This is a genomic window from Methanosarcina vacuolata Z-761, assembly GCF_000969905.1.
GTDB lineage: Archaea > Halobacteriota > Methanosarcinia > Methanosarcinales > Methanosarcinaceae > Methanosarcina > Methanosarcina vacuolata.
Genome location: NZ_CP009520.1, coordinates 3,781,218 through 3,806,485, shown reverse-complemented (window position 1 = coordinate 3,806,485; position 25,268 = coordinate 3,781,218). Strand labels below are relative to the sequence as shown.

The following is a 25,268-nucleotide window of genomic DNA, read 5'->3' as shown; positions in this document are numbered from 1 at the left end:
CTTCAGGGCAACTCCATTTCGGCTTTCCTGTACAGGGATTCTCTGGAATCTTCCGGCATCACCTTTTCGATTATTATTGAGAACAACAGGAAAAAAGGGAGCCCAACGGCTGCATGGATTGCTGTGAACTTTAGTCCCATATATGAGATTTCATAAAGTAAGATGGGGAGCTTTGTGGTGGACCAGACTCCCAAGAAAAACAATATGTATGCCAGCCTTGCTCTCTTTCTCAGGAGGAGAGCCGTAATAGGGAAAGCGACATAGAGAGGGCCTGCAGCTGCGGATCCCAGGAAAAGAGCCATAAGTATTCCTTTCCAGCCGGAATCTTCTCCCATGTCTCGAATGATTGTCTCCTTCGGGACCCAGACGTCCAGCAGCCCCACAAGGATGAAAACCGGAGGGAGAAGGCTGAGCATTTCTTTTGTATTCGAAACGGATATGCCAAAGGCTTCTGTTCCAACTGACCTGTTTGTAAAATATATGGCTGCAATTACAAGAGCAAGACCTATCGCAAACCTGTACTTCTTCAACATGGTGGAGATTCCGGGGTTCATGGCATTGTTTTCATTGCTTATCATCACATAAGCCTCCAGATTACGACCGTAAAAATTATGGACACCAGAAGTGCCGAGATGTTCCTGAGGACTGCCGTGTATCTGTTGAAATATTTTATTTCCACAGGAAGGGTCATAACTCCAACAGCCATAAGAGTGGAGACAAAAGCAGCAATCTGGGCATACCCTGCCCCATCTTTAAGAAGGGCAGCTCCCAGAGGGAAAGTAACAAAACTGGGGATAAGGGTAACCGATCCTGCAATCAGGGCAACTGCAATCCCGAATGGGCCGGACTCCGCTCCAATCAGTCTTGAGATCGTTTCCGGGCTCAGGATTGCCAGAGAAATTCCCACAAACATCATAATTGAGAGAACCTCCGGCAGAAGGGATGAGAAGGATTTACAGGCTTTGAGGATAGCTATTTTCGTTTTTTTCCGGTCTTTGAAAAAGGAAAAGACCAAAAAAATAAAAGCCAGGGCGTAAAGAATTATACCACTCAGGGGACCACCACATTTTTTCCATTTTTTAATTCAAGGGATATTTTATTTGGCATGAAAGTACTTTCAGGTGCTTTCATTTCTTTGCGCCTGTTATTCAAAGAATTTCATGTCCATTTTTTTGAATTTCATATCCTTTTTTTGAATTTCATATCCTTTTTTTGAATTTCATATCCTTTTTTTGAATCTCATGTCCATTTTTTGAATTCCAGGAGAGTTTTTTAATTTCAGGATGAACTTATTATTTTTGAGTAACCAGGGTTCACAGTTTCCTGAATGCGTTGAGGAAATATTCCAGGTTTTTCTTTCTCATTTCTATGTCCTGCCGGAACTCCTCCAGTTTTTCCATCCCTTTCGGGCTTATCCTATACCACTTTTTAGCAGGCCCGGGTTCTGATGTGTCCCAGTAGGACTCAACAGCCCCTTCTTTTTCCAGATCCTGAAGAGACCTATAAAGGGAAGGCCCATCGATTAGATTGAAAGGCAGCTCTTCTTCCATTTTGTTGAGCAAGAGAGATCCGTAGGCGGGTTCCTTTGCAAGGAACAGTAATATAAATGCAGGGATATGTCGCCCGTATTTGTTTCTGGACATTATGATCACTGTTTTATGATATTCGCCGGTGTAACTGGAGTGTGGATATAATTGAAATGTCAATGTTATGCGGCGGGAATCTTTCAATATGTGTTTTACTTATATAGATGATATTTACATCTTAGTGTAAAACACACCAATATACAAATAACATTATCATGAATTTCACATATATAGTTTCCGGTGTGAACAGGACTTCCTTCTTTGACCATTCTTTCTTTTCGGAAATCTAATTTTTATATATAAATATATCGTAATCATTATATACTATTAACATTAAATAGATAGAGAAACTGACTTATGGGAATAACACTGTTCTAAAATCTGATTTGATGGATATAGAAAAAAGTTCAGTGTAAAAGCTCGTTTTAAGGTCCAGTTTTTGGAGCTGGTCGGGATCTTAGTCCCCCTTTATAACGTTACTTTATAAGACTGAATCTGAATGGGTTCTGGCTCCGGAGATTGTAATGATGCTTGTGCTGGATGAAGAAGAAATTGGAGTCCTTGAATGCATTAAAGAAGTCCAAATCGAGCGTGGATTCCATATTCGAGACGTTATAAAAAAAGCAAAAGCCGGATATGGGTTATCAAGGTCGACAGTTTACGAAATAGTAGGTTATCTGGAGTTTCACGGCCTTATAAATACGAATAAAGCCGGAAACAGAGAAATTGACGAATCTGTAGCTTACTTTGTAACGTGTCAGGGGTGCGGAAAGAATATCCCGGGAAGTGAATATGTCAAAGAAAACGGAAGGCCGACGTGTGAGGACTGTTATCTGGAAGGGCACCAGAAAATAAAGTTTGCAGACCCTGTGGCAGTGCGTTCTAAAAAACTCTTCCGAAAACAGCACGGATTTGAAGGGACAGACGGACTGACCGAACTGCAAAAAGAGATCTATGAATTTATCCTGGAAGAAGGAGGAGCAACCCCCGAAAAGATCTCGAAGCTTTTTGGACTCACCCTTCAGGAAACAATGAACCAGCTTGCAATATTGCGGCACTGCGAGCTTTTGAAGTGGAGAAAAATGGGAGAAGAAATGTATATGGTGCCTTTTGACTCTTGAATTTCTTATGCAGTGTATGTGTGTACTCTGAAGCATACTGAGGTGAGTGGTTGATGGATAAAACCGAGATGAATGAAAGGATGAAAGAAATGGCCGGGGAACTCCCGGGAGTGATGAACGCTGTAATGGGACTTCATTCCGAAGTCGTCAAAGACGGGGCTTTAAGCGCCAGGACAAAAGAGCTGATGATGGTAGGGATTGCAGTTGCCCTTCGCTGTGAACCCTGCCTGTGGAAGCATGTTCCGGAGGCTGTAAACCTGGGAGCTACCCGTGAAGAGATTATGGAGGCTGTCAGTACTGCCATAGTAATGGCTGGCGGGCCTGCAGTAGCATATGGATCTGTGGTGGTTCTTACAATTCTGGATGAATTGAACGTTTGAAAAAATGAGGTGAAAAATTGACTGAAGAGATAACCAATCCTGTCAAATGCCACATTTGTGGGCGTGAAATGGAAAAAGAAGATTGTATAGAAGAGGAAGGCAAGGTTTTCTGTGAAGATTGTTTCATAGAAGCTCACCATAAGATTCAGGTCTGTGATCCCTGGGCAGCTTATTCCAAGAAAGCCTTCAGAAAGGAGGCCGGGCTTGAAGGTACAGAGGGCCTGACTGAATTACAAAAAGCCATCTATGAATTTATCGTCTCCAGTGGTGGGGTAAAAAAGGAAGAAATTGCAAAAAAGTTTCAAATATCCCTTCTGGAAACCGAGAACCAGTTTGCTATTCTGAGGCATTGTGAGCTGTTAAAAGGGCAAAAAAGAGCAGATGGCGTGTATCTTGTACCTTTTGAGAGTTAATAACTCCAAAAAGACTTCATTTTAGTTCAAGTCACAAAATAGAAGCAAATTTTCTCCCAAAATAGGCAAAAATTGATATGTGTAACCAGAAAAGTTACTTAATAGTGATTAATTAACCTCTTTTCCTTTTATAATATACCTCATGGCCATATAACATTTTTATTTACTGACTTTCTCAAAAACAGAATCTTATTTTATTTACTGAATCTCTCAAATACAAAATCTTATTTTATTTACTGTATCTCTCAAAAACAGAATCTTATTTTATTTACTGACTTTCTCAAAAACAGAATCTTATTTTATTTGCTGAATCTCTTAAAAACAGAATCTTATTTTATTTGCTGAATCTCTCAAATACAGAATCTTATTTATTTTACTAATCAGAACAAAAATTATTTTGTGACAGTTATTTACTTGAAGGTTAGATAGGTTTGTGGAAAACCTATCTAGATCCGCTCCAAGATGATGAAACAAACAAAATGTATCCGATTATTCACTCAGGTTGTGGAGTTTGTGATTTCAGCGAACTCTATAAACCTGAAGATACTCTTTTCGAAACTTACTTCGGACAAATTTCTTTGAGGCCAGCGGCTACATCAGCCAGAAGTTCGATGGGAATTCCCATAATCATTTCTTCGTCTGCGATTTTGGTGTATGTCCTGCTGCCGCTGCAACCGACTGTGACTCCAATTTTGCCTTCTTTGTATACATTCACAACCCCGTCTGAGCACAGGCTCTGCTTTCCTGCAAAACTTGCTTCGACCCTGCCGCCTGCTTTATACATTGCAGCCTGTGTAAGTAACATTATTTGTTTAGGATAACCGATAACCACAACAACATCAGGGATAAACGTTGCTTTTTCCAGAGGAGAATACAGGATAGCTTCTGTTGAGTTTGGGGGAAGCTTTGGAACTCTTTCAAGGGTACGCCTTGCAGCGCCCTGGGTGCTGAACTGTTTGAGTTTATTAAAATAAAATTCTCCACTTGCGACTTTTGGGGGCATTTCGCCAAGGCCCATTGCACCGGCTCCGCCTTTGCACATCTGGTCTTCCCCAAGGGTGTAGAACTCTTCACCTGTTCTTCTAACCCTATCAACCAGCTGGCAGTGCCTCATAGTCTCATCTACTTCTTTCATTCCTTCGGGAACTTCTCCTCCTTTTGGGATCAGCTTTACTGCAACAGGAGACGTTTTCAGTTTCAGACAGTCTACAAGTTCTTGCCCGTATCTGTTTATTTCTTTAATATCCATTCTCTCAACTCCGACTTTTAAATTCTCTTTGAAAAATTTTCTTATCGGACTTTATCAGTCACTGTATTAGTCTCACAAACAGCGTTTTTCTTTCCTATTCTGAAAAATCTCTTTGTGGTACATAGAATCCATTGACCATGCAGGATAAGATGGACAACTATAAGAATAACTATCAAGATCCCTGCTTTGCTGTGTATCCAAATCCAGGTAGCTTTCGTTAATCCCATATATACTATATATTGTCCTCTTGGAATTCCTGAAGGTATTAAAAAATACATAACTAAACCTGTACCTGCAACAATAAAAAATAAAGTTGTCAGAATAAGGTCAATTAAGTAATTGGTTTCTTGTCGGCTTACGGTTTCACCTCTTTAGATAGCTCTGATTCAAGCCCCAATTCAAGCATTGTTAATTAAGTAGTTTAGTGATGAGAACAATTACAGGTGCCGTTCATAGATATTTCTTGCAACAATCCATTATTATAGTCTTCAACTGCATTGGAAACCTTACCCGTTATTCCTGCAAATACTTTGATGTTCTTTTCCGCCAGTGACATTAACGGCCTTCCGCCAATACCCGCGACGAGCACAGCATTAACATTATTTGATTCCAAAATTTTTGACGGAGCAGCGCAATTATGCTCGATCTCAGGAGACAGGTTACTTATTGTTTTAACACTTTCAATATCTTTCTCTTTTACATCCACGATAGTAAAATATTCACATGAACCATAATGATAACAAACGTCAGATTCCAATCCACTGTCATTCATCGATGGTATAGCAATTTTTGTCACTTTTCACACTTCCTGCTTTAACGTTTAACGCTGCTGTTTTCCCCTTGCTTTTGGAGCAGCAGTAATCGTTCTCAATGAAATTATTTCCTCTTCCGTTGCCGCCTACTTGATAAACGATTTCGGAGCCGCATTTTGGACAGCTAGCTGGGCGCTCAGTATTGCACTGTAATTCCCATCTATACTCACACCCGCTGCAGAGGAATTCGACTTTACACTCCCCTTTATTTATATACTCTCCTCCGGAGATCTCTATTGCTTTTCCATTTACAAGGGCATCAGTCACTTTCTGTCGGGCCTTTTGCAGATCATTCCAGAAGGTTTTTCTGGAGATACCCATCATATCTGCGGCCTCGTTCTGATCAACGTGAATGAGATCGCAAAGGCGGATAGCTTCAAGCTCTCCTATGGATAAGTTAATAATTTCGAGATCGCAGAGAGAAGCCTTCCTGGGTTTATAATATGTGGCTTTTGGAAGGCACGATACCCTGCGTTTAACTCTATTCACCATCAAATTACTCATATGCGATTTATTATAAATAACTTGCGAATCCTGCTGATTCGCTTAGAACCTATCCAAAAAGTCTTGCTGCTCTAAATGCAATCCATGAACACGCGAAATGAAGAATAGCAAAGTAATTCTCAATTTTCTTTTCCCGTCTTATAATGAGTCCAGTAATAAGCCAATCTATAGTTGTTTTTTGTTTTAATTCAGCGTCTTATGACGATATTCATTGTGTGAAAAAGACATAACTGTGATTTTGGTGATGTCTATAGGACTTACGCAGTTGAACTGAAAAATCAACAGCATCGAACTGTTAACCGTCTTAAACATGGCCATCTCGCTATTTTTAACTCCTGCACAGAAATCCAATAAAGTCGTGTTAAATTAAAAATCGATAACAGAAACGATTATAAATATGCTACACTTTTTCTGCGGAAAGTGGGCTGAGTAATCTATAAATCGTTAAACGCAAACTTATATATAGATAGTAATAGGAAATAGGTTACCGTTTTCCTATTAATCTGCCATGAAAACAATCAACTGATATAGCAAACATGCTGAAAACTATCAGTCGGCCGTGAAATCGAAGAAACTTTGTAAAAAGCGTGTTCAAGAGCGTTTTTCCAGTTTCCACATGTAAGAATATATATTTATAACATTATGTTCATGCAAACATAACGATTAAACTATAAAAGTCGGTCAGGTATTTCTATGCGTGGAAAAATAAGTACAATACTACTACTCTCTATTCTGGTTCTGGCTGTTGCATTCTGTGGATGTGCAGAAAATGCGAATCAGCAGGATGTTCAAAACTCAAGCACGATACAGATCACCGACATGTTGGGCAGGCAGTTAACCGTGCCAACGGAAATCTCTTCAGTTGTAGCCACTTCTCCGCCGTCTACCATCCTCGTGTATATGCTTGCTCCGGACAAACTTGCAGGGTGGAACTTCAAAAATAATTTTACTCAACCTTTCATGGCTGAAAACTATTCAAACCTGCCTGTAATAGGGGGCTGGTTCGGAACACAGACCGGGAACTATGAAACTATAATCAACATGCATCCTGACATTGTAATTGAAGGATACACCACTGATGGGGAAATCCATGAGGCTATAGAGCGCAGACAGGAAAATTTTGGAAGCATTCCTGTAGTGGCTGTTAATGATTCTATTATCTTCGTCAACAAATCCGATCCTACCATACAATATGTGGGTAAACTTCTTAACTGTGAAGACCAGGCGCAAAAACTGATTGATTTCCGCAGTTCAGTCCTTAGTGAGATAAATAACACTGTAAAAGACCTTCCTGAAGGCCAGAAAGTACGTGTCTATTATGCGGAAGGTCCAAAAGGGCTAATGACCGATCCTTCAGGTTCTCAGCACTCCCAGGTCATTGATATCTGCGGTGGCATTAACGTTGCAGACTGTCAGCTTACGCCAGGGAATGGCATGACGCAGGTTTCAATCGAACAGGTTATGAACTGGAACCCTGAGGTAATCATCACTTCAAATCCACAGTTCTATTCGACAGTTTACTCTGATTCTCTCTGGTCAAGTGTAGATGCTGTGAAAAATAAAAGAGTGTACCTTGCTCCTCAGAATCCTTTCTGCTGGATTGACAGGCCACAGGGTCCTCACCTTATTCTCGGAACTGCCTGGACTTCAAAAATGCTGTATCCTGATCTTTTCACAGATATGGACCTCTCCGAACTGACCCGTGAGTTCTACTCGGAATTCTTCCACTATGATCTAACAGATAAAGAACTTGATACACTACTTAACCCTTCAGCAGAGGCCAAGACGTGAGCGAGAAGGACAAATCTCCGGGCTTTCCCTATATCGCAGAGAATATCTTTGCCCCCATCTACCCTGTAATAGCCGCTAATATTGTCAAGCAAAGCGGGATAGAGAAAGGTATATGCCTTGACCTGGGATGCGGTATAGCATCCCTCGGAATTGCTGTTGCGGAAATAACGGATATGCAGGTATATGGAGTCGATATTTCAACTGAGATGTGCAGGCTTTCAAGAAACAAAGCTTTACGCCATTGCATTTCAGGTAAAGTTTCTCCTGTGCAGTCTGATGTACACCTGCTCCCTTTCAGGAATAATTGTGCCGACCTCATAGTAAGCCGTGGTTCCGTATTTTTCTGGAATGACCTGCCTGTTGCCTTTAATGAGATCTCTCGCGTTCTTGCTCCGGGTGGTCAGGCATGGGTAGGAGGTGGCTTCGGCACAAAAGAGTTGAGAGCACAGATCTCTGAAAAAATGGTCGAAATAGATCCGGACTGGCATACAAGTTCAAAAGAACGTCTCAGTCCTGAAAACCTTCAGGCTATAAAGGAAGCTGGAAGGCAGACAGAGGTTCCCTGTCATGTAGTTCAGGATGACTCTGGGTTCTGGATGGTATTAAGCAAGGAAGGTTAAAAATGAAGTGCAATGTGTGTGAATTCAGGTGTGAAATCGATGAATGGAGCAGGGGAAGGTGCGGGAACTACGTATGTGATGGTGATACTATCATCCAAGACCCTGATATAGGATATCTTGGAGCATATCCTGTTTCTATAGAAACCATTCCCTTACTTCACTATTATCCCTCAGGTAAATTCCTTCAGGTTTTCAGTACCGGATGCAACTTCCAGTGTTCAGGCTGCGTAGCTCGCCTGTTAGCTTCAGGGAAATCGCTTGACCTTCCTGCGCTTACCCCGTCTCAGGTGGTGGAAAAGGCATTGCAGCAGGAATGCCTTGGTGTAGTTTCTACACTCAATGAGCCTGCTGCAAACTATTATCTTTTCAGGGAACTTGCATTACAGGCAAAAGAAAAAGGTTTACTTGCAGGCTGTTCTACTAACTGTTATTTCACAGATGAGACACTTGAGGAGCTTGGAAAGCTTGTAGATTTCATGAATATCGGAATTAAAGGCTATTCTGATCAGAGTTACATAAACTGTGGAGTTCCATCCTCTGCACCTGTTTTCCGCAATATTTCCCGGCTTTTCGACCTGGGTGTGCATGTTGAAACTTCGGTCGTATACTCAAGGGGAAATGAGGACGACGTAATAAATGTTGCAAAAACATTGTCTAATATCTCCCCCACCATTCCGGTTCAGGTAATGAGATTCATTCCTTTTGGGGATGCCCCGATTGAGCTTGAACCCTCTATTGGAGAAGCCGAGAGCCTGTGTGCCTCTCTGCGGGAGCATGTAGACTATGCCTATCTTTTCAATTCTCCAGGTACGGAATCATTAAACACGTACTGTCCTGAATGCGGTAGTCTTCTTGCAGAAAGGGAGTTTTACGGGCCCATGGGTTCCAAACCTCTAAAACCCTGGATAAATTACACCTGCACTTGTGGTAAAAATACTCCGGTTAAAGGGACAACTGCAACTGAAAGCTTCAACGAAGAGGGCTTCATGGGTGGTTACAGGATAAGCCGGGCTTTCAGTATGGTCCATGCAGTACTTACATGCCTGGGAATACTGGACGACCACAGGGTAATCGAAATCTGGGTAAAGGTCTCCAATCCCGAAAACCTGAGTCAAATACATCATATGATACAACAACCATATTCCTACCTTGAATTTGTCAGGCTTGTTGCTGAGAAGGCAAATGAGTCGGAAAAAGGAGAAGAACTTATTTCTTTTATCCGTGAACGCCTGGAACTTGTCAAATCTCTTGCAGCGGAAAATAGCGGTCATAAGGTGTATTATTGTATGGGTTCTCCTCTTTTTGCTCTGAACGCCGGGAGAATGGAAAACAACCTTGTGACATTTTCCGGGGGAGTCAGTATCAATAAACAGATTCAAAAAGAAGGCAAACCCGGGGTAAATGTTTCTCCTTCTTTTATAAATGAACAGAACCCTGAGACAATTTTTATTTCAGGTTTCCTTTCTCGACCTATAGATGAGTTTTATGGACTGTGCCAGCAATACGGCATATATGCAGATGCGGTAAAAGAGCACCGGGTCTATGAAATCCCACCGTCCTGGGATTTCGGAAACCCTCGCTGGATACTGGGACTCATGTACATAGCAGACAAACTGAACCCAGGAAGCTCAGCAATCGACCTGAAAAAGGAAGCAGATGAGTTTTATCTACGGTTTTACGGTATACCTTTTGAGGAAGCAAAACCTAACAGGTCATTTCACAGACCTTCCTCCGGTATCTGGCTCAGGCATGTTATGAGGTATACTCATGCCTGATTACAAGTTTAATCGCACTACTCTGGTGTACCTGTTACCTATCGCATTACTCGTAATCTCCCTTTTTGTCGGAAGATATCAGACTCCACTGTCGGCAGTTGCGGATGAAAGCATTAGTGCTTTTTCATCTCTTTTTTTCGGCACTCCTGCTTCGGTTTCCACTCAACACACAGTACTGTTCAATGTAAGGTTACCGAGGATACTTGCAGCTTTACTGGTAGGTGCAGCTCTTTCCATAGCTGGAGCCTCTTTCCAGGGAATATTTCGTAATCCACTTGTGTCTCCTTATATCCTGGGAGTGGGGTCAGGAGCTGGTTTTGGAGCATGCCTTGCAATATTGCTCTGGAACAATTATCTGATTATACAGTTGATGGCTTTTGCTTTCGGACTCCTTGCGATGTTTATTGCCATAAGTATGGGTAAAGTCAGCAAAGGTACTGGAACTCTGGTATTCGTGCTTTCGGGAATTATTGTGAGCTCTATTTTCACGGCGCTTACGTCGCTGGCAAAGTATGTAGCAGATCCTTATGATCAACTTCCTGCAATAGTATTCTGGCTTATGGGAAGCCTTGCCACTGTCAGGTACGGTGATCTGCTCTACATATTATTGCCTATATTTATTGGGACTCTCGTCTTGCTTCTTTTCAGGTGGCGCATCAATATTTTGTCCCTGGGGGATGAGGAAGCTAAAGCTCTTGGGATGGACGTGGAAAAAATGCGCCTGGTCATCATTGTTTGTGCGACCCTTGTAACTTCAGCAGCAGTCAGTATCAGCGGTGTCATTGGCTGGGTCGGGCTGGTTGTGCCCCATATATCAAGAATGATCGTCGGTCCCAATTATAGCCGCCTCCTGCCTATGAGCATGGTTATTGGAGCATCGTTTATGCTGGTTGTGGATGACCTTTCAAGGACTATTGTAGCTACAGAAATTCCCCTTGGAATCCTCACTTCTCTTGTAGGAGCTCCGCTGTTTGCATATCTTATCAAGAAGGGGCGTATGGGATGGAACTGATGCTGGAAGTAAAGTCCCTTGCTTTCTCTTATGGAAAAAGGCCAGTATTTGAAAATGTATCTTTTTCGTTAAAAAAAGGCGAGATCATGTGTATCCTGGGCCCAAACGGAGCAGGAAAATCTACACTTATCAAATGTATTGCAGGAATTCTCAAACCCGCTGCCGGGTCTGTCTTTATTCAGGGAGAGAATACAGCTTCTCTTGGGGTAAGGGGAATTGCAAGGCATATAGGTTATGTACCTCAGCAAAATGAAGTGGTTTTTCCATTTACTGTGCTGGATTTTGTAGTCATGGGCCGTGCCCCTCATCTTTCCATGTTCTCATCCCCTGGTGCAGATGATATTAAACTTGCAAAAGAATCGCTAGCAATGGTGGGAATTTCTGATCTTGCAGAAAGGCCGGTTGCTAACCTCAGTGGAGGACAGAGTCAAATGGTGCTTATTGCCAGGGCTCTTGTCCAGAAGCCTGCTTTGCTTTTGCTGGACGAACCAACTTCTCACCTTGATTTTGGAAACCAGGTCCTTGTGCTGGAAACTGTCCAGAAACTGGCTTCACTTGGAATGTCCATTGTAATGAATACACACATGCCAGACCATGCTTTTCTGTTAGGTGACAGGGCTGCAGCACTGTCTGGAGGTAGACTGGTTGCCGTAGGAAAGGTTGAAACCGTTGTAACAAGTAAGATGATGTCTTCAGTCTATGGTGTAAATGTAGCTGTCAGGGAAATTGAGGATATGAAAAGGAAAGTGTGTTTACCTTTAAGAAGATGAACAGAATCTGACAAAAATCTAAAAAGTCTAAGAAAAATACGGTGGAAAAAAGCGTAGCCATAAAGCATAGCTATAAAATGGAACCATAAAGCAGAGCCATAAAACATAGCTATAAAATGGAAACATAAACCAGAGCCATAATATGGAACCATAAAACGTAGCTTAAAAATAAAAAAAGTGGAAGGGGAGAGGTCCGGATTTTATCTGTCCAACCTTACTATTTTTAAAGTTTAAAGAGGCTATTAATTTAAAAGCCATCAGAAAACGTTTCATCTTTGAAGCCAATAAATAATAGACTTTCTATATCTTATCTTTCTATATCTTATCTTTCTATATCTTATAATTCCAGTTGGGGGTGCTTTCTATAGACAACTCAAAACCTTATTTCAACCCTGAAATCGAGACTCTGGACAGGGGAGAACTGGATGCTCTCATAGAGGAGCGGGTACGGTACACGGTAAAATATGCGGCAGAAAATTCTCTTTTTTACAGAAAATGGTTTGAAAAGCATGGCGTGGACCCGGCTGAGATCAAAACCCATGAAGACCTTCTGGACCTTCCAATAATCTCGGGAAATACAATCCGCGAAAACCAGCCTCCGGAAACGAGCGAATTCATGTTCAGGAGTGTGGGCTGGGAGGATGTTTTCACAGTTCATGAGACCAGCGGAACCAGCGGAAACCCAAAGAGTTTTTTCCTTACATGGGAAGACTGGGAACGGTATTCGGAAAAATACGCTCGTATTTTCAGGTCACAGGGCTTCGGCCCTGGAGACAGGGTTGTTGTCTGTGCTTCTTATGGGATGAACGTAGGAGCAAACACCATGACCCTTGCGGCCAGGCAGCTTGGTATGAGCATTATTCCTGAGGGCAAGTGCACATTTCCCCTGCGTGTTATTGAAGCTTACAGGCCTACAGGCATAGTAGGCAGCGTATTCAAGCTCCTGAGCCTTGCCAGAAGGTTACGGGCAGAGGGCATCGACCCTCGGGAGTCAGGCATAGATAAACTGGTTGTGGGAGGAGAAGCCTTTGCTGACGAGTCGAGGAATTACCTTTCCGAAATCTGGGGTTGTCCTGTGTATAATATCTATGGAAGCACGGAAGGCACGATGTGCGGCGAGTGTGATGAGGTGTCAGGGCTGCATGTGCCTGAAGATCTTGTCCATGTTGATATTTATGATCCCCATCTCGAGAATTATGTACCTGACGGAGAGTGCGGAAGAGTTATCCTGAGCACGCTGCTGCCGGTTGGGGCAAAAGCAGGAACCCTTCTTTTAAATTATGATACAGAAGACACGACTGTGGTGCTTACGCGCAAACAGTGTCCCTGTGGAAGGACGCACATGAAAATTCTGACTCCTCAGCGGGAGGCTGAAACCGCGTGGGTGGAAGGCACTCCTTTTAACCGCGTAGATGTGGAAAGGGGCGTTTTTCAGCGCGAAAACATGGACTATCTAACCGGAGAATATGAGGCTTTTCTTTATGGCACAGAAGACGAGGGAGAAACCGTACTCAGAGTTAGTATGGAATGTGAAAATCCTGAGATGTGCGACCGGGACCTTATAAAAGAGAACTTTCTTCGTACTTTTCTCAGATATAAACCTCCACTTTCCAGGGCTTATGCCGAAGGCACTTTCAAAATAGTATTCAATTTCACAGGCCCTCTGGGGCTCGAACTTAACAGGATAAAAGGCAGGCCTAAAAGGCTGGTGGACAGGCGATAAAGAGAACAAGAAGAGAGCAAGGAGAAGAGAGCAAGGAGAAGAGAGCAAGGAGAAGAGAGCAAGGACACAGAAAATGATGAAAAGATACAGAGAATGTGAAACTGTTGATGGCGGAAAAATGGTTTACCTGGAAAATGTACTCATTCCTGAAAGCAATCTTCAATACAATTTTATTAAAGTCCTGTTGAAACATAAGTTGTTTTAAGACTTTCTTCTACCTTTTATCATATTTTGATATTATTTCTTCCTATATTAATCCGTTAATCTCTAATTAATTCCAGGCTGGATTGTTCCTTTTCTAACATAAAAAAGCCTATATATTTTTTGGTGGCAGATGTGAGCTTTCCCAAAGATTAATATTAAAGAATGAATATTTGTTATCAACTCTTTTATATTAGTGGCTATGTGAAAAAAACATATATAGTGCTACATATAATATACTAAAGTATTAACTCGTAAACAAGTCCAAGATTATTTGGTGATATTATGGAAACAGAACTTATGAGGATAGGAGTTTCCCTTCCTGATACCCTTCTAGATAAATTTGATGAGATTATCGAAAAAAGAGGTTATTCTTCTCGCTCTGAAGGCATAAGAGATGCCATAAGGAGTTATATTTCTTATTACGAATGGATGGGTGATATTAAGGGTTACCGTGTTGGAACCGTTTCGGTTATTTACGACCATACAAAAAGGGGGCTCTCAAATGCTCTCGCAGATATTCAGCACCAATATTCTCACCTGATAAAATCTTCGGTGCATATACACCTTGATCATGACAACTGCTTTGAAGTGATTGTTCTAGACGGGGAAGGTGAAGAGATAAAGGAGCTTGCCGAAGCTATAATGGCCCTCAAAGGGGTAAAGTTTTCAAAGCTCACCACCGTAGCATCAAACGATAAAATCTGATTTTTCCCCAGGCAGAAGTTTCTCTCGAACAGCCATGAGAAAGTAAGACTGGAGTAAAGAAAAGATTTCTAGATAGAAAAGATTTCTAGATAGAAAAGATTTCTAGATAGAAAAGATTTCTAGATAGAAAAGATTTCTAGATAGAAAAGATTTCTAGATAGAAAAGATTTCTAGATAGAAAAGATTTCTAGATAGAAAAGATTTCTAGATAGAAAAGATTTCTAGATAGAAAAGATTTCTAGATAGAAAAGATTTCTAGATAGAAAAGATTTCAAAGAGGATACTAAATTCCTCTTGATTTCTATTTTTAAGCTTTTTCAAAGTGATTTTCAATATGCTTCAGGAGCAGGTTTCCGAACTCTGTGAGTTCATAAATCTGAAAACTCCGTTCTCTTCGCGAGTTCACCAGGCCCGCTTCTTTTAACAGTTTAAGATGATAGGAAAGAGCTGAATGCTGCTGGTCCGTACATTCCACAAGGACACAGACACAGAGACTCTGGACTTCAAGGGCTTTAAGAATCCTGAGGCGGGTGGGATCTGAAAGTATCTTAAACAGGCTACCGATTTCTCCCACATCCTCATTCATTGCCGCATGCACGGCATCAAGCACGTCCTCCGGAAGACAATATGCATCCTTTACTTCAATTATTTTTTTCTCAGACATTTCTTCCACTTAACCATTAGTTCAAATAAAGCATGTGGTTATTATTTTAATTTCTTGTGTTTAATGCTTCATTTATTTCTTAGATTCTCCAGTTTAAGTGTCAGATTTTTCTTAGTTTCTCTGGTTTAAATATTCAGATCAGATTTACATTATCCTGTTTACTCTTGTTATTTTTTTATAAATATGCTGTACCAGATTGTTTTCGTGTAAAGCCTTAACGGACAAATGGAAAAATAGCTCAATAGGGCCAGTGAGGTCCGAACTAAAGCTCTTTGGAGGTGTAGATGGCCATATGGCCATATGTGAATCAAGAAGCCAGCTGGTCTTTACCCAGGTGGTAGTTACCCTTTCAAAACATCTTTATCAGTACAAAGCACTTCTCTCCACCTGAGTCCGAGCTCAGAGAGAGCGAGACCGCCTCCTATCAAAGTAATTGAATTTTTTATAATATGATCAAGTACGGCAACCGTAAATCCTATTTCCGGTTCGATTCCTCCAAGCCCGAAAACTGCAGTAAGGGCAACTTCATATGTTCCTATGGCTCCAGGTGTTATCGGAAAGATTTTTGCAATATTTCCCAGGGCTACAGCCAGAAAAATCAGGGATATCATATATGTGGACGAGACGCTTTCGGCGACTGTCGGAAAAGATTTAAGGACAAGGAAACAGGTGAATATATCTATTCCCCATATAAGAAGAGAAGAGACGGTTACTGCCAGAAACGAGCTCGGACGTACGGCAACGACGCTCATCTGATGTAATAAAGTAGAGGCAAAACTCTTTATCTTTCCAGAGGTCCCATTCTGGGATTTTTTCATTTCCAATCTTTTTCTTGTGTTGCCTTCTCGGAAAGACACAATAAAGAGAATTAAGAAAAAAAGCACTACTGCAAGTCCGGACAGCTTTATCAGGGATTCCATCCAGGGGGCAAGTTCAAAATGGGATGCAGCACCTGAAGACGCAAGTATTGCAATGGAAGTTATTGCAACTATATCAAAGACTCTTTCTACTGTTATCGAGGAGAAGCTAGTTGTAAAGGCAAGGTCCTTGCTTTTTTTCAGGATATACATCCTGCTCAGGTCTCCTATCCGTGCCGGAAGAATTACATTTGCAGATTGGCTGATAAAAATGCTGCCTGTAAGAAATCCAAGCCCGTATTGATTTCCAAGTCTCTTAAGGATCTGCTGGAAGCGAACTCCTCTTAAAGGCCAGGAAACACAGTACACCAGAGAGGCTAGAACCAGAGTCCTGAAGGACGCTTGCTTTACATTTTCCAGAATATCGGATGCACCCAGGAAGGTTGCAACAAATGCAAGGATCAGAATTGCAAGGGCAGTTGTTAAAAAGACTTTTCCTTTTCCTGAAACTTCGAGCGGGAATGAGAGTTCCCTCCAGAGCCGGAATATCTCGGACCCCATTCCTTTGACATCTTTTGCCAGATTAACCTTGCTTGACCCTCCATGTCTCCAGCAAACCGGAAATTCTATTACCCTATATCCTTTATGCTGGGCTCTGACAAGTACTTCAGTATCCCAGAACCAGTGGTCATTCTCGACCTCATCGAGAAGTTCAAAGAGAGCTTCCCTCCTGAAAGCCTTAAAACCACACTGGTGGTCATAGAGTTTTGAACGCAGAAAAAGCCTCACAAGAAAATTATATCCCTTGCTTGCAAACTCCCGCTTAAAAGGTCTTTTTGCATCGCTTTCAGGCATCATTCTTGAGCCTGTAGCAAAATCATAGCCTTCCGTGCTCACAGCCCTGATAAGTTTTTCCAGATGCCTCATATCTGTCGCAAGGTCCACATCAATATAGCAGAGGACTTCTCCTGAAGCGGCCTTAAAAGCCCGGTTAAGAGCTTTTCCCCGGCCCTGCCGTTTATCCGAATGCAGGTGGACAACATAAGCATACTGCTCCGCAAGCCCGGAAGCCATCCGGTCTGTACCGTCCGTGCTGCCATCTTCTGCTATGATAATCTCAAACTGATCAGTTGTTTTAAAAAGTGTCTCTGCTGTAACTAAGACCGCTTTCTCGATATTCGCTGCCTCGTTATAAGCTGGTAAAACCACCGATACGCTGGTAATGGATAAGACCCCTCTATTTTCATTCCATTATTGGGAGCGAATCTACGATTTGTATAAATAGATTTTTATATAACTCTGAGTTTAAGGTTCCCCCTAAAAACCGAAAACTCAAAACCCCTTTTTTACTTTATAAATCCGGACTGAACCCTGGTAAACCGGTTCAAAATAAGTTTTGTCCTCGAACTTATCCGTCTTTATATCATACGTCTGCCGTTCAAGTTGACCGATATAAACATAGTTTACGTTATATTTATTCATGAGCTCAAGAGCTTTTTTTATACTGCCGGTACTGTAAATGGCATTTACGTCTTCAATTCTTGTCATGATTTCTTCGTTGTCTCTTCCCCAGAACCTCTCATGGCTTGTCCATCCAATAACCGTAGGAAGTCCGGTATTTGCCGATACACGCGAGATATAATGATAACTGCTGTTGTCTGAGGAAGCTTCAAGTATTACCGGAATTCCTCTGAGGTTTTCCTGAATCCATTTTATGGCAGCATAATCTCCGCTATCCAGCTCTTTCATGTATTCCATGCCGTCAAGGGCAGGTTTCGCATTCATATCTTCTATTCTCGTAAAGGTAGCTACTACAGGAAAGAAACTGCATGAGAGAACCAGAAGCACGAGTGAGAACATCCAGACTTTTTTTCCATAAACCCTGTTCGTAGGAAGACCATTCTCGGGAAAGGACCTGTAGCGGGAATAAAGTTGATAGAAGGAATAAGAAGCTGCAATAGCCAGAAAAACCCATAAATGCATGTAAAATTTGAAAACCGTATTCATGCGGGCAAAATTCCCGGAAATGGGGTCATCGAGAAAGAGAACTTCACAGATAATCGCTATGAATGCCGCCATTGCTATCAGAAGCGAGCTGAATCCTGCATTGCTTCTCTCAGGAAGGTCTTTCAGGAAAGAATAGAGCGAAAGGGCAAGTAGTGGGAGGAGGATTACAAGCAGGGAAATAGCCAGTTCTCTGGCAAGAAATGCCGATATTCCAGTCCACAAGATGAAATATTGTATTTTTTTTCTGGATTCCAGGCGGGTCATGAGGAAAGAAAAGGTCAAAAAAAGGAAGAGACTGAAAAGGACCAGGAATTCTCCAATTGTTGTGCGAAGTTCTGGCGGAACAAAGTCAAATCCACCGGCTGCTTGCGGTTTAAATGATAGATAAAAGGGCAAATATGAAAGAAGGCTGAGAGTGAAAACTGAAACAACTGTTCCCAGAAAACCGGTAACGGATCTAGATAGGCTTTTATTGTGGATATATAAGCTTCTACTGTGGATATAATTCCCGTAGTAAAAAGCAAAAACAACTGCAAATGTTAGGCTGAGATATATCGGGAAATCCCAGGAATTGGAAGGAAATAAAAAACCAAGTGATACTGAAAAAATCAGAAGTTCCAGTATACTTTCAAAGACCCGGTTGCTGTCTTTCCTGAGATATATGTTCAGGAGAAAAGCAAGTGCCAGAAGCTGGAACGGAATTGCAAGCATGTGAGAATGAAGGTCTCCGTGTATGAAACTGAAATAAGGAAATTCATTTATTGTATATGGGATAACTCTCGAACTGTTCCAGTAGTATTCTATTGGTGCAGTTTCTCTGGTAAGATACATGGATATGAATTCTTTAAGTCCCTGCAAGTTTCCCAGCAGGATCACGGATAAAGCAGTAAGAAGTCCATACCTTATTTTTCCATGAGTAAGATTATATCCAAACCCGAAAAGGAGATTGAAGGACAGAGCAAAGGTGAGCGCAATAGCCAGGTTGAAAAGCATGGACGGTTCGACAGAAAGTAGTTTTCCCGGCACTCCCACCGAAAGGTATCCGAAATAGTAATAAAAATCAAGGGAACCGCTTGCAAACCAGGGGTCTGCCGGGGGAAATGAAGAGGTTCTCATCACTGCGTTCAAAAAAGCAAAATCCATAAACTTTTCATGCCTGTAGATCTCAGAGAGATAAATACGTATAAGCAGAAACAAAAAGAAGCTTGCAGCGAATACGAACTCATTTGACAACAGGATCTTCTTTTCCGGTAAATTCCTTTGTTTTCGATAGATAATTCCCGATATAAGGCAAAGCAGAAATACTGAAATAAGGATCGTATGTCTGTTAAAACCCCATACATAGGAAAAAAGCCAGGTCAGGTACGTAATGAGCACTATTCCCAGAGTCTTTGCTGCAGAATAACCTTTGTCAGCAAGCCGATTTCCCGCTATTCCAGCAAGAGGCATGGAAACCAGGCCCAGTATTTCTATAAATAGAAACCAGAAAATTACGTGAAGATAACCTAACACTGCACTCTTCCCTTTAAAATCGGTTGTTTGACGTACACTTTCTAAATACACACTCTCTAAAGTGTACTTTTTATGCGTAAAAATAACTCAAAGCCTGAGCTTTTTCTTAGCTCCGAAAAGCCATAAAAGGTCATATCGGTTCCGAGAAGTTATTGAAATCTTCCAAATACTTTCGCAGTCGTTCTTCCTGTTCCCCCAACTTTTATTTACTTGACAAGAAGTACCGATAAGATCTATTTCGTAAATAGGTTTATATTTTTATCGTAAAAAAATTATTTAATTTGAGGTTTTGCCAAAATCAACGAAAATGCTTTAAACACAGATAAACGGCCTATAATTACTTTTTTAGCTAAAAAAATTGCATTTAACATCTTTTACAGGGTTAAGAATACAGGATTAAGAATACAGGATTAAGAAAAGTAATTTTGAGTTTTGAGATCATCTCATTTACTAGAATCCATCTCATCTACATTGTCGGACAGCCTGTAAAGGTCGGGGTATTCGTGGCCCTCTGGACTCTCCTGTTATGAAGACAAAAGAAATGAGGATAAATTTATAAAATAAAGTATTTTAAAGGAGCAAAAATAACCCCTTATCTTAATTTCATATCCAGCCTTTTGAAAAAAACATAGCTGGTTAAGATCTCTTTCACAGTATTACGCTGGAAAGGAGCTTTCCCAATCTTTTTGCTTAATGATGTACCGGGGCCTCACGAGCGTGATACGTGTCAGCTCTTGTAGCGAAATAAATCGTATAAAGTGCTGCAAGCCCAACAATTATGTACACAATTCTCGAAAGTGTACTTCCCACCCCGAAGATATAATCTACAAGGTTAAAGTCGAAGAGCCCTACAAGCCCCCAGTTTAATCCGCCCACTATAACAAGTATAAGTGCGAGCAAATCTACTGGATTTCTTACTGCCATAGATATCACTCCCTTTTTGCTTTATTTTCCTATATTCTATAGCCGGGAGAAATATAAAAACCCCTATATTAAAATCAGATGTACTTGTATTTATACGTGACTAATATAAAAATTAGAGTTTCTTAAAGAAAAAAGATAGAAGAGAAGGAATTTAATCTCATCAAAGCCTTGTCCTCAAGCCCGGGCTAATGAATCAATTCCTTCATGAAAGTCCCACTGGCAAGTGTCAGAGCGCGCCAAATAAGCCAGATACTAAATATATAGAAATTACATAAAAAATTAAGTTTATGAATACTTTACCAGCTTTATAGTCAGAAATAGCTTGATACTCGTTTTCGTAAAGCTCAACGTATAATCTGTACTTTATCGATTTTCGATTCCAATTATCAATTAATATGCAAAATGCTCCTACTAACAGAATAAAAAAGCTATCTTTTGTTGCTAAATTAACAACAGCTGGATAACTTTTTATTATTAAGAAAGTAAGTATAATGCCGTCAAGACCTATGAAATACTTATAATAATTATCCAGAGAAAAGTAATTCTGATTCATGCTTGTACACCTTATAAATTCTTTCACTAAAATAAAAACATCAGGATAAATATTAACTTAATGCTTTAATGCGAATTATGTTTACCCGCCGATTGGTAGGTTTGAAGGCCAGTTTATCTAAAGAAATAGATTCATTTTAAGCTCTACTTCTGGAATCAGACGAAGCACTTCAATCATAGAGGAAAAAGTAAATTTAAGCTTCAATAAGCTTGTAGGCCTATCGAGAAAAGTTAAAATCTTAACTGCAAAGTAAACAAAAAAGTTGTATAAATTGTTTAGATATAATTGAGAATTTCTACAGAGCCGAATATTTTGCAATATATAATTTAACATCGAATTTTCTTTTACTACCCTCGTAACTCATGTATCTGATTTTTCCAAAAATTTCTCTTTCCTGCCAGGCGCGGTCATGAGCCCCTCCAATACTCCAGGCGATTCCAGCATATCCATTCGGGTCTCGTCCATCCAGTTCGTATTTATCATTCAGATAGATTGCAGTCTCAAGGGCTTTTTCGGGCGATTCGCTCCATTCGAGAATCTTCTTTGCCCAGTACATCCGCATATAGCTGTGCATTTTCCCTCTTCTGAGGAGTTCTATCTGGCTGGCGTTCCAGAGGGGATCGTATGTCCTCCCTGTTTCCAGTTCTTCCAGTGTAAAGATATGACTTCTTTGATCATGCCGGTGAGAGTTAAGGGTTTTCTTTGCCCATTCAGGAAAGCCATCAAAACTATCATAAAAAGGATTATAATAGCAGAAATTATCGGCGAGCTCTTTACGCACAAGGAGCTCATCGAGAAATACTCTTTTTGACTCCAGGTCAGCTTTTGTTTTTTCTACTTCGAGAGCTACCCTTTGAGCCGAGACCTGTCCAAAGTGCAGATAAGGGGAGAGATTGGATAAGGCATCTTTAGTTGGGTCATTTCGCAGGGTGGAGTAAGAGTCAAGCTTATTAGTGAGAAATTCATCCATAATTTTTCTTGCAGCTGTTTCTCCAGCTTCGAAAAGCGCGATGTCAGGTAAAAAACCGGTTTTTTCTTCAAGAAACTCCCCTGGAATAAGAGTTCCAATTCCGTTTTTTTGAACTTCTGAAAAGGTTTCCGATTTTCCGGAGCTTGCGGCAATTTCAGGAAATTCGGTATTTGCTTCAAGCTCAGGATACTCCGTAAGGAATTCAGGAAGGAGCCTTAAGAGCTTAGGACGGAAAGTATGGGCAGCGTATTCCTGCTTTTTAGAAGCTTCCCAGCAGGGAACGACGTTATGAGCATCCGCCTCAAAGAAGGGTACCTTAATGCCTGATGCGACTTTTTCTGTCCATGTCCTCTTAATTCTAAGTGGACTAAAATCCGTAACAAGAGTTCCAATCTCATATTTTTCAATAAAATTTGGAATTTCTTCTTCAGGGTCTCCTCGAAGGAAAAAGAATGGAATTTTTTTTCTTGCAAGGGTAGCTTCAACTTCCTGCAGCCCTCTGAGCATAAACTCATATTTTCTTCTTGTAGCTCCCAGAAATCTATCTACCAGACAAAAGACCACAAAAACAGGCACATCGGCTTCAAATGCTATTTTTCGGGCAAAAAGAAGAGCCCAGTTGTCCTCCACCCTCTGGTCACGGCTCATCCAGTAAGCAACCGGTCCTTTACCTGGTTTCCCGGATAGGATAGGCCGAATACGTTTAGTGTTCATTAATGGTTTTTGGGATCCAGAATATATAGATCTAACATAAGGATAATAAAAAGAAAGATCGTGTTAAACAAAGATCGTGTTAAAGAAATATCCCGGATCAATTTAAACAGGAATTTTAGACAAAATATAAAGTGATAATTACAATGTTTTAAAAATTTTTAAAACTCAAAAACCTGCCCGTCGTATCCAAGGGGTAAAAATAAGGATTCGATATGATGAGGACGAAATAAATGACTGAGATGGATCAAAGCTATTTTTTTTGCATTGAGCTGCTCTGCAAGTGCCATGGCCTCTTCGGAGTTCATGTGTTTTTTAATATGAATATTTGGCGGCACTATAGCATCGGCAATCAGAAGATCCGGATTTTTCATAAGCTCCAGGCTGGCTTCGGGAATTTCTGAGTTTGTATCTCCTGTAATCACTACTTTTTTATCACCTTCACGGATTATAACCCCTGTAGGAACCTCTACAGGAGGGTGGGTGACCTTAAAAAGAGTGAACCGCAGCCCGATTAGTTCGAAGGGCTCATAGAGCTTCACATAATGATACCTGGGTTTCAGGAAGTAAACGAACTGATTTATGTATTCAATATTTTCCTGAACCCCATAAACATCAACCTTATTTTGAACCCTGTAGAACTCTCCAAATCCGGAGTAATGGTCATAATGTCCGTGTGTCCAGATCACTCCATCTATACAGGACAGGTTTTGTTTGATAAATTGTTGCCTTAGATCAGGGCTGGTGTCAATGAGGATCTTGCCCTTCTCGGACTCTACAAGGATAGAAAAACGAAGGCGCTGGCTCTTTCCACCTTTTCGGGCGTCTTCGCAGGCAGGGCACTTACATCCAATTTTAGGAGTTCCGACAGCATCGCCGGTCCCAAGCAGTGTTAGCCTCATCTTACTTCTTCCTTTCGTACTCTTCAGACTTGAGGCCAGCTCTCTCATTGAAAGAGTCTACAGCGTCCAGCAGGTCCTGCTGTGTAAGTTTTTTACGCTCTTCGAGAAGAGCACCCAGGACGGCTTCCCTTATAACTACACGCAGGTCCGAACCTGAATAGCCGTCTGTTAATTCTGCAATTTCTCCTGTGTCATAATCCCCTTCGATGTGTCGGGTTACTATATTTAGTATATCTTTACGCATCTCAAGGTCAGGGAGGGGGAAATGAACAATCTCATCAAAACGTCTCCAGGCTGCACTATCAAGCATGCGAGGGTGGTTGGTCGCGGCAATCAGAAGAACTCCGTGGTCCACAAGGCTGATTTCATCTATGGCCTTTAGGAGGGTATTTACTGCTCGCTTGATGGCAGCGTTCTCGTCAGACGTCCTTGCTTTTGCTACGAAATCGAGCTCATCTATGAAAAGGATGCAGGGATTCAGTTTCTTTGCAAGCAAAAAGACTCTGTCAATATTCTTTGCAGTCTCACCAAGATACTGGTCTGTTATCATGGAGAGTTTGACCTCAACAAACGGGATTGAAAGCCGTTCTGAAAGTGCACGGGCAACTGAGGTCTTTCCGGTTCCGGGAGGTCCGACAAACAGGAGTTTTCCGATATCATGCAGGCCGATCTCCCGCAGGTATTCTCTGTGCTCGATGGCTTTAGTGATCTTTTCAACTTCGTTCTTCTGTTCTTCGGTGAGCACAAGGTCTTTGACTTTTTGTCTTACGTCCTCAGGAGCGATAATGACAACGAGCTTCAGCATATCTTCGCCTTTGTCCTCTTTCCGGATCTCCGCTACCAGGGACTCTATCCATTCTCTGTCGACTTCCTTGGGCCTCATTTTCGACTTTGCAAGTGCATAGTTTGCGGCCTCGTCCTTCCTTATTTTTTCAAAGTAATAAGCCAGGACAGGGTTGTTTTCGATCCGTTCCTGAGAACCTTCCTGCTTTTCAAACCATTCTGCGGCAAGTTCGAAAGCGCTCAGACGAAGTTCAAAGTGAGACTTGTCAGTATTTATGAAGGGAACGTTCCTGACGATTTTCTCGATATCCTTAAGCCCGTACAGTTTTTCAATACGAATAAACGTGGCTGTGATGGGTTTGGGAACTGTTTTTTCTGTGCTGTTCCAGTAATTTTTTCTAATGTTTTTTGGGAGATCATTTACATCCAGTTCTGGATAGCGATTATAGATCTCTGCGGTTAGCAGTAGTTCTAAGATATCTAATATAGGGCCTGACATGTTTTTACCTGTTGCGTGCTTGGACTAATCCACTATCAAGTGTTGGGCACTCAAATGCGGTAAGTTCTTAAATTATTCTTCAAGTTTCTGAACCTAGTAATTGATTTTCTTCAATGATAAAATTTACGAAGCTGCCGACAGTAAAAGAAAAGATCGGCTGGAGATGATAGCTTTATCTAGCAGAAGACGTTATCATCTACTCTATCTCTTTTGGGAATTCA

At 41.3% G+C, this 25,268-nt stretch carries 25 protein-coding genes and 1 pseudogene; 10 read left to right on the top strand and 16 right to left on the bottom strand.

Annotated elements, in window-relative coordinates:
* Nucleotides 1–2: 2 nt before the first annotated feature.
* The 3 genes from MSVAZ_RS15660 to MSVAZ_RS15650 form a co-directional block, all read right to left on the bottom strand.
* The gene (locus tag MSVAZ_RS15660; protein ID WP_198146757.1) at nt 3–578 is read right to left on the bottom strand and encodes a permease; all 576 of its coding nucleotides are present in this window, start codon (nt 576–578) and stop codon (nt 3–5) included.
* Complete coding sequence (locus MSVAZ_RS15655) at nt 578–1,015, bottom strand: permease (protein ID WP_232316129.1); 438 nt, start codon at nt 1,013–1,015, stop codon at nt 578–580. Before MSVAZ_RS15655 ends, MSVAZ_RS15660 begins: the two co-directional genes overlap by 1 nt.
* Before the next feature lie 298 nt (nt 1,016–1,313).
* Complete coding sequence (locus MSVAZ_RS15650; protein WP_048122484.1) at nt 1,314–1,643, bottom strand: PadR family transcriptional regulator; 330 nt, start codon at nt 1,641–1,643, stop codon at nt 1,314–1,316.
* Nucleotides 1,644–2,110: 467 nt separating this feature from the next.
* Here MSVAZ_RS15650 and MSVAZ_RS15645 point away from each other — a divergent pair, with 467 nt between their 5' ends.
* From MSVAZ_RS15645 to MSVAZ_RS15635, 3 genes are read left to right on the top strand one after another with little or no spacing between them, the layout of a single operon-like run.
* Entirely contained in the window at nt 2,111–2,707 is a 597-nt protein-coding gene (locus tag MSVAZ_RS15645) for a B-box zinc finger protein (protein ID WP_048122483.1), read from the top strand.
* A 53-nt stretch (nt 2,708–2,760) separates the two neighbouring features.
* Nucleotides 2,761–3,087, top strand: a complete 327-nt coding sequence (locus MSVAZ_RS15640; protein ID WP_229394511.1) for a carboxymuconolactone decarboxylase family protein — start codon at nt 2,761–2,763, stop codon at nt 3,085–3,087.
* A 17-nt stretch (nt 3,088–3,104) separates the two neighbouring features.
* Nucleotides 3,105–3,500, top strand: a complete 396-nt coding sequence (locus MSVAZ_RS15635; RefSeq protein ID WP_052728005.1) for an LIM domain-containing protein — start codon at nt 3,105–3,107, stop codon at nt 3,498–3,500.
* Nucleotides 3,501–4,059: 559 nt separating this feature from the next.
* Here the strand turns inward: MSVAZ_RS15635 and MSVAZ_RS15630 are convergent.
* The 5 genes and pseudogenes from MSVAZ_RS15630 to MSVAZ_RS20580 form a co-directional block, all read right to left on the bottom strand.
* A complete protein-coding gene (locus MSVAZ_RS15630) occupies nt 4,060–4,749 on the bottom strand; it encodes a DUF169 domain-containing protein (protein ID WP_048122481.1) in 690 nt (229 codons plus the stop codon).
* Nucleotides 4,750–4,790: 41 nt separating this feature from the next.
* Nucleotides 4,791–5,072, bottom strand: coding sequence for a DUF4405 domain-containing protein (locus MSVAZ_RS15625; RefSeq protein WP_269746830.1), 282 nt, complete (start codon nt 5,070–5,072; stop codon nt 4,791–4,793).
* Between the two features lie 98 nt (nt 5,073–5,170).
* The gene (locus tag MSVAZ_RS15620) at nt 5,171–5,521 is read right to left on the bottom strand and encodes a NifB/NifX family molybdenum-iron cluster-binding protein (protein ID WP_048122477.1); all 351 of its coding nucleotides are present in this window, start codon (nt 5,519–5,521) and stop codon (nt 5,171–5,173) included.
* A complete protein-coding gene (locus tag MSVAZ_RS21880; protein WP_048122475.1) occupies nt 5,514–6,053 on the bottom strand; it encodes a DUF134 domain-containing protein in 540 nt (179 codons plus the stop codon). The genes MSVAZ_RS15620 and MSVAZ_RS21880 overlap by 8 nt, the downstream gene beginning before the upstream one ends.
* Before the next feature lie 61 nt (nt 6,054–6,114).
* A pseudogene (locus tag MSVAZ_RS20580) lies at nt 6,115–6,213 on the bottom strand (IS5/IS1182 family transposase); the annotation flags it as partial.
* A 545-nt stretch (nt 6,214–6,758) separates the two neighbouring features.
* Here MSVAZ_RS20580 and MSVAZ_RS15610 point away from each other — a divergent pair.
* The 7 genes from MSVAZ_RS15610 to nikR all read left to right on the top strand — a co-directional run bounded on the left by MSVAZ_RS15610 (nt 6,759) and on the right by nikR (nt 14,665).
* Nucleotides 6,759–7,856, top strand: a complete 1,098-nt coding sequence (locus MSVAZ_RS15610) for an iron ABC transporter substrate-binding protein (protein WP_048122472.1) — start codon at nt 6,759–6,761, stop codon at nt 7,854–7,856.
* Nucleotides 7,853–8,476: a class I SAM-dependent methyltransferase gene (locus MSVAZ_RS15605; RefSeq protein ID WP_048122470.1), complete on the top strand. Its 624-nt coding sequence runs from the start codon at nt 7,853–7,855 to the stop codon at nt 8,474–8,476. The genes MSVAZ_RS15610 and MSVAZ_RS15605 overlap by 4 nt, the downstream gene beginning before the upstream one ends.
* 2 nt (nt 8,477–8,478) lie before the next feature.
* Nucleotides 8,479–10,251, top strand: a complete 1,773-nt coding sequence (locus tag MSVAZ_RS15600; RefSeq protein ID WP_048122464.1) for a radical SAM protein — start codon at nt 8,479–8,481, stop codon at nt 10,249–10,251.
* A complete protein-coding gene (locus MSVAZ_RS15595; RefSeq protein ID WP_048122462.1) occupies nt 10,244–11,263 on the top strand; it encodes a FecCD family ABC transporter permease in 1,020 nt (339 codons plus the stop codon). Before MSVAZ_RS15600 ends, MSVAZ_RS15595 begins: the two co-directional genes overlap by 8 nt.
* Nucleotides 11,254–12,033, top strand: a complete 780-nt coding sequence (locus MSVAZ_RS15590) for an ABC transporter ATP-binding protein (RefSeq protein WP_048122460.1) — start codon at nt 11,254–11,256, stop codon at nt 12,031–12,033. The genes MSVAZ_RS15595 and MSVAZ_RS15590 overlap by 10 nt, the downstream gene beginning before the upstream one ends.
* A gap of 355 nt (nt 12,034–12,388) precedes the next feature.
* Complete coding sequence (gene ftsA, locus MSVAZ_RS15585; RefSeq protein ID WP_048122458.1) at nt 12,389–13,756, top strand: coenzyme F390 synthetase; 1,368 nt, start codon at nt 12,389–12,391, stop codon at nt 13,754–13,756.
* Between the two features lie 486 nt (nt 13,757–14,242).
* Nucleotides 14,243–14,665, top strand: coding sequence for a nickel-responsive transcriptional regulator NikR (gene nikR, locus MSVAZ_RS15580; RefSeq protein ID WP_048122457.1), 423 nt, complete (start codon nt 14,243–14,245; stop codon nt 14,663–14,665).
* 307 nt (nt 14,666–14,972) lie between these two features.
* Here nikR and MSVAZ_RS15575 read toward each other — a convergent pair whose 3' ends face one another.
* The 8 genes from MSVAZ_RS15575 to MSVAZ_RS15540 all read right to left on the bottom strand — a co-directional run bounded on the left by MSVAZ_RS15575 (nt 14,973) and on the right by MSVAZ_RS15540 (nt 25,047).
* Nucleotides 14,973–15,329, bottom strand: a complete 357-nt coding sequence (locus MSVAZ_RS15575; RefSeq protein WP_048122456.1) for an ArsR/SmtB family transcription factor — start codon at nt 15,327–15,329, stop codon at nt 14,973–14,975.
* A 341-nt stretch (nt 15,330–15,670) separates the two neighbouring features.
* Nucleotides 15,671–17,395: a flippase-like domain-containing protein gene (locus tag MSVAZ_RS15570; protein WP_048122455.1), complete on the bottom strand. Its 1,725-nt coding sequence runs from the start codon at nt 17,393–17,395 to the stop codon at nt 15,671–15,673.
* A 123-nt stretch (nt 17,396–17,518) separates the two neighbouring features.
* A complete protein-coding gene (locus tag MSVAZ_RS15565) occupies nt 17,519–19,705 on the bottom strand; it encodes a DUF2298 domain-containing protein (RefSeq protein ID WP_084626167.1) in 2,187 nt (728 codons plus the stop codon).
* A 690-nt stretch (nt 19,706–20,395) separates the two neighbouring features.
* The gene (locus tag MSVAZ_RS15560) at nt 20,396–20,629 is read right to left on the bottom strand and encodes a DUF378 domain-containing protein (RefSeq protein WP_048122454.1); all 234 of its coding nucleotides are present in this window, start codon (nt 20,627–20,629) and stop codon (nt 20,396–20,398) included.
* A 226-nt stretch (nt 20,630–20,855) separates the two neighbouring features.
* The gene (locus MSVAZ_RS15555) at nt 20,856–21,182 is read right to left on the bottom strand and encodes a hypothetical protein (RefSeq protein WP_048122452.1); all 327 of its coding nucleotides are present in this window, start codon (nt 21,180–21,182) and stop codon (nt 20,856–20,858) included.
* A 295-nt stretch (nt 21,183–21,477) separates the two neighbouring features.
* Nucleotides 21,478–22,866, bottom strand: a complete 1,389-nt coding sequence (locus tag MSVAZ_RS15550) for a deoxyribodipyrimidine photo-lyase (RefSeq protein WP_048122450.1) — start codon at nt 22,864–22,866, stop codon at nt 21,478–21,480.
* Between the two features lie 158 nt (nt 22,867–23,024).
* Nucleotides 23,025–23,765, bottom strand: a complete 741-nt coding sequence (locus tag MSVAZ_RS15545; RefSeq protein ID WP_048122448.1) for an MBL fold metallo-hydrolase — start codon at nt 23,763–23,765, stop codon at nt 23,025–23,027.
* A gap of 1 nt (nt 23,766) precedes the next feature.
* Entirely contained in the window at nt 23,767–25,047 is a 1,281-nt protein-coding gene (locus MSVAZ_RS15540) for an ATP-binding protein (RefSeq protein WP_048122447.1), read from the bottom strand.
* Nucleotides 25,048–25,268 lie beyond the last annotated feature (221 nt).

Excerpts from the sequence above, each read along its gene's own strand:
- MSVAZ_RS15555 (WP_048122452.1), bottom strand. The coding sequence starts at position 21,182 with ATGAATCAGAATTACTTTTCTCTGGATAATTATTATAAGTATTTCATA.
- MSVAZ_RS21880 (WP_048122475.1), bottom strand. The coding sequence starts at position 6,053 with ATGGTGAATAGAGTTAAACGCAGGGTATCGTGCCTTCCAAAAGCCACA.
- MSVAZ_RS15575 (WP_048122456.1), bottom strand. The coding sequence starts at position 15,329 with ATGTCTGAGAAAAAAATAATTGAAGTAAAGGATGCATATTGTCTTCCG.
- MSVAZ_RS15595 (WP_048122462.1), top strand. The coding sequence starts at position 10,244 with ATGCCTGATTACAAGTTTAATCGCACTACTCTGGTGTACCTGTTACCT.
- MSVAZ_RS15640 (WP_229394511.1), top strand. The coding sequence starts at position 2,761 with ATGGATAAAACCGAGATGAATGAAAGGATGAAAGAAATGGCCGGGGAA.
- MSVAZ_RS15660 (WP_198146757.1), bottom strand. The coding sequence starts at position 578 with ATGATAAGCAATGAAAACAATGCCATGAACCCCGGAATCTCCACCATG.
- MSVAZ_RS15550 (WP_048122450.1), bottom strand. The coding sequence starts at position 22,866 with ATGAACACTAAACGTATTCGGCCTATCCTATCCGGGAAACCAGGTAAA.
- MSVAZ_RS15540 (WP_048122447.1), bottom strand. The coding sequence starts at position 25,047 with ATGTCAGGCCCTATATTAGATATCTTAGAACTACTGCTAACCGCAGAG.
- MSVAZ_RS15630 (WP_048122481.1), bottom strand. The coding sequence starts at position 4,749 with ATGGATATTAAAGAAATAAACAGATACGGGCAAGAACTTGTAGACTGT.
- MSVAZ_RS15620 (WP_048122477.1), bottom strand. The coding sequence starts at position 5,521 with ATGAATGACAGTGGATTGGAATCTGACGTTTGTTATCATTATGGTTCA.
- MSVAZ_RS15650 (WP_048122484.1), bottom strand. The coding sequence starts at position 1,643 with ATGTCCAGAAACAAATACGGGCGACATATCCCTGCATTTATATTACTG.
- MSVAZ_RS15590 (WP_048122460.1), top strand. The coding sequence starts at position 11,254 with ATGGAACTGATGCTGGAAGTAAAGTCCCTTGCTTTCTCTTATGGAAAA.
- MSVAZ_RS15610 (WP_048122472.1), top strand. The coding sequence starts at position 6,759 with ATGCGTGGAAAAATAAGTACAATACTACTACTCTCTATTCTGGTTCTG.
- MSVAZ_RS15560 (WP_048122454.1), bottom strand. The coding sequence starts at position 20,629 with ATGGCAGTAAGAAATCCAGTAGATTTGCTCGCACTTATACTTGTTATA.
- MSVAZ_RS15600 (WP_048122464.1), top strand. The coding sequence starts at position 8,479 with ATGAAGTGCAATGTGTGTGAATTCAGGTGTGAAATCGATGAATGGAGC.
- nikR (WP_048122457.1), top strand. The coding sequence starts at position 14,243 with ATGGAAACAGAACTTATGAGGATAGGAGTTTCCCTTCCTGATACCCTT.
- MSVAZ_RS15545 (WP_048122448.1), bottom strand. The coding sequence starts at position 23,765 with ATGAGGCTAACACTGCTTGGGACCGGCGATGCTGTCGGAACTCCTAAA.
- MSVAZ_RS15645 (WP_048122483.1), top strand. The coding sequence starts at position 2,111 with ATGATGCTTGTGCTGGATGAAGAAGAAATTGGAGTCCTTGAATGCATT.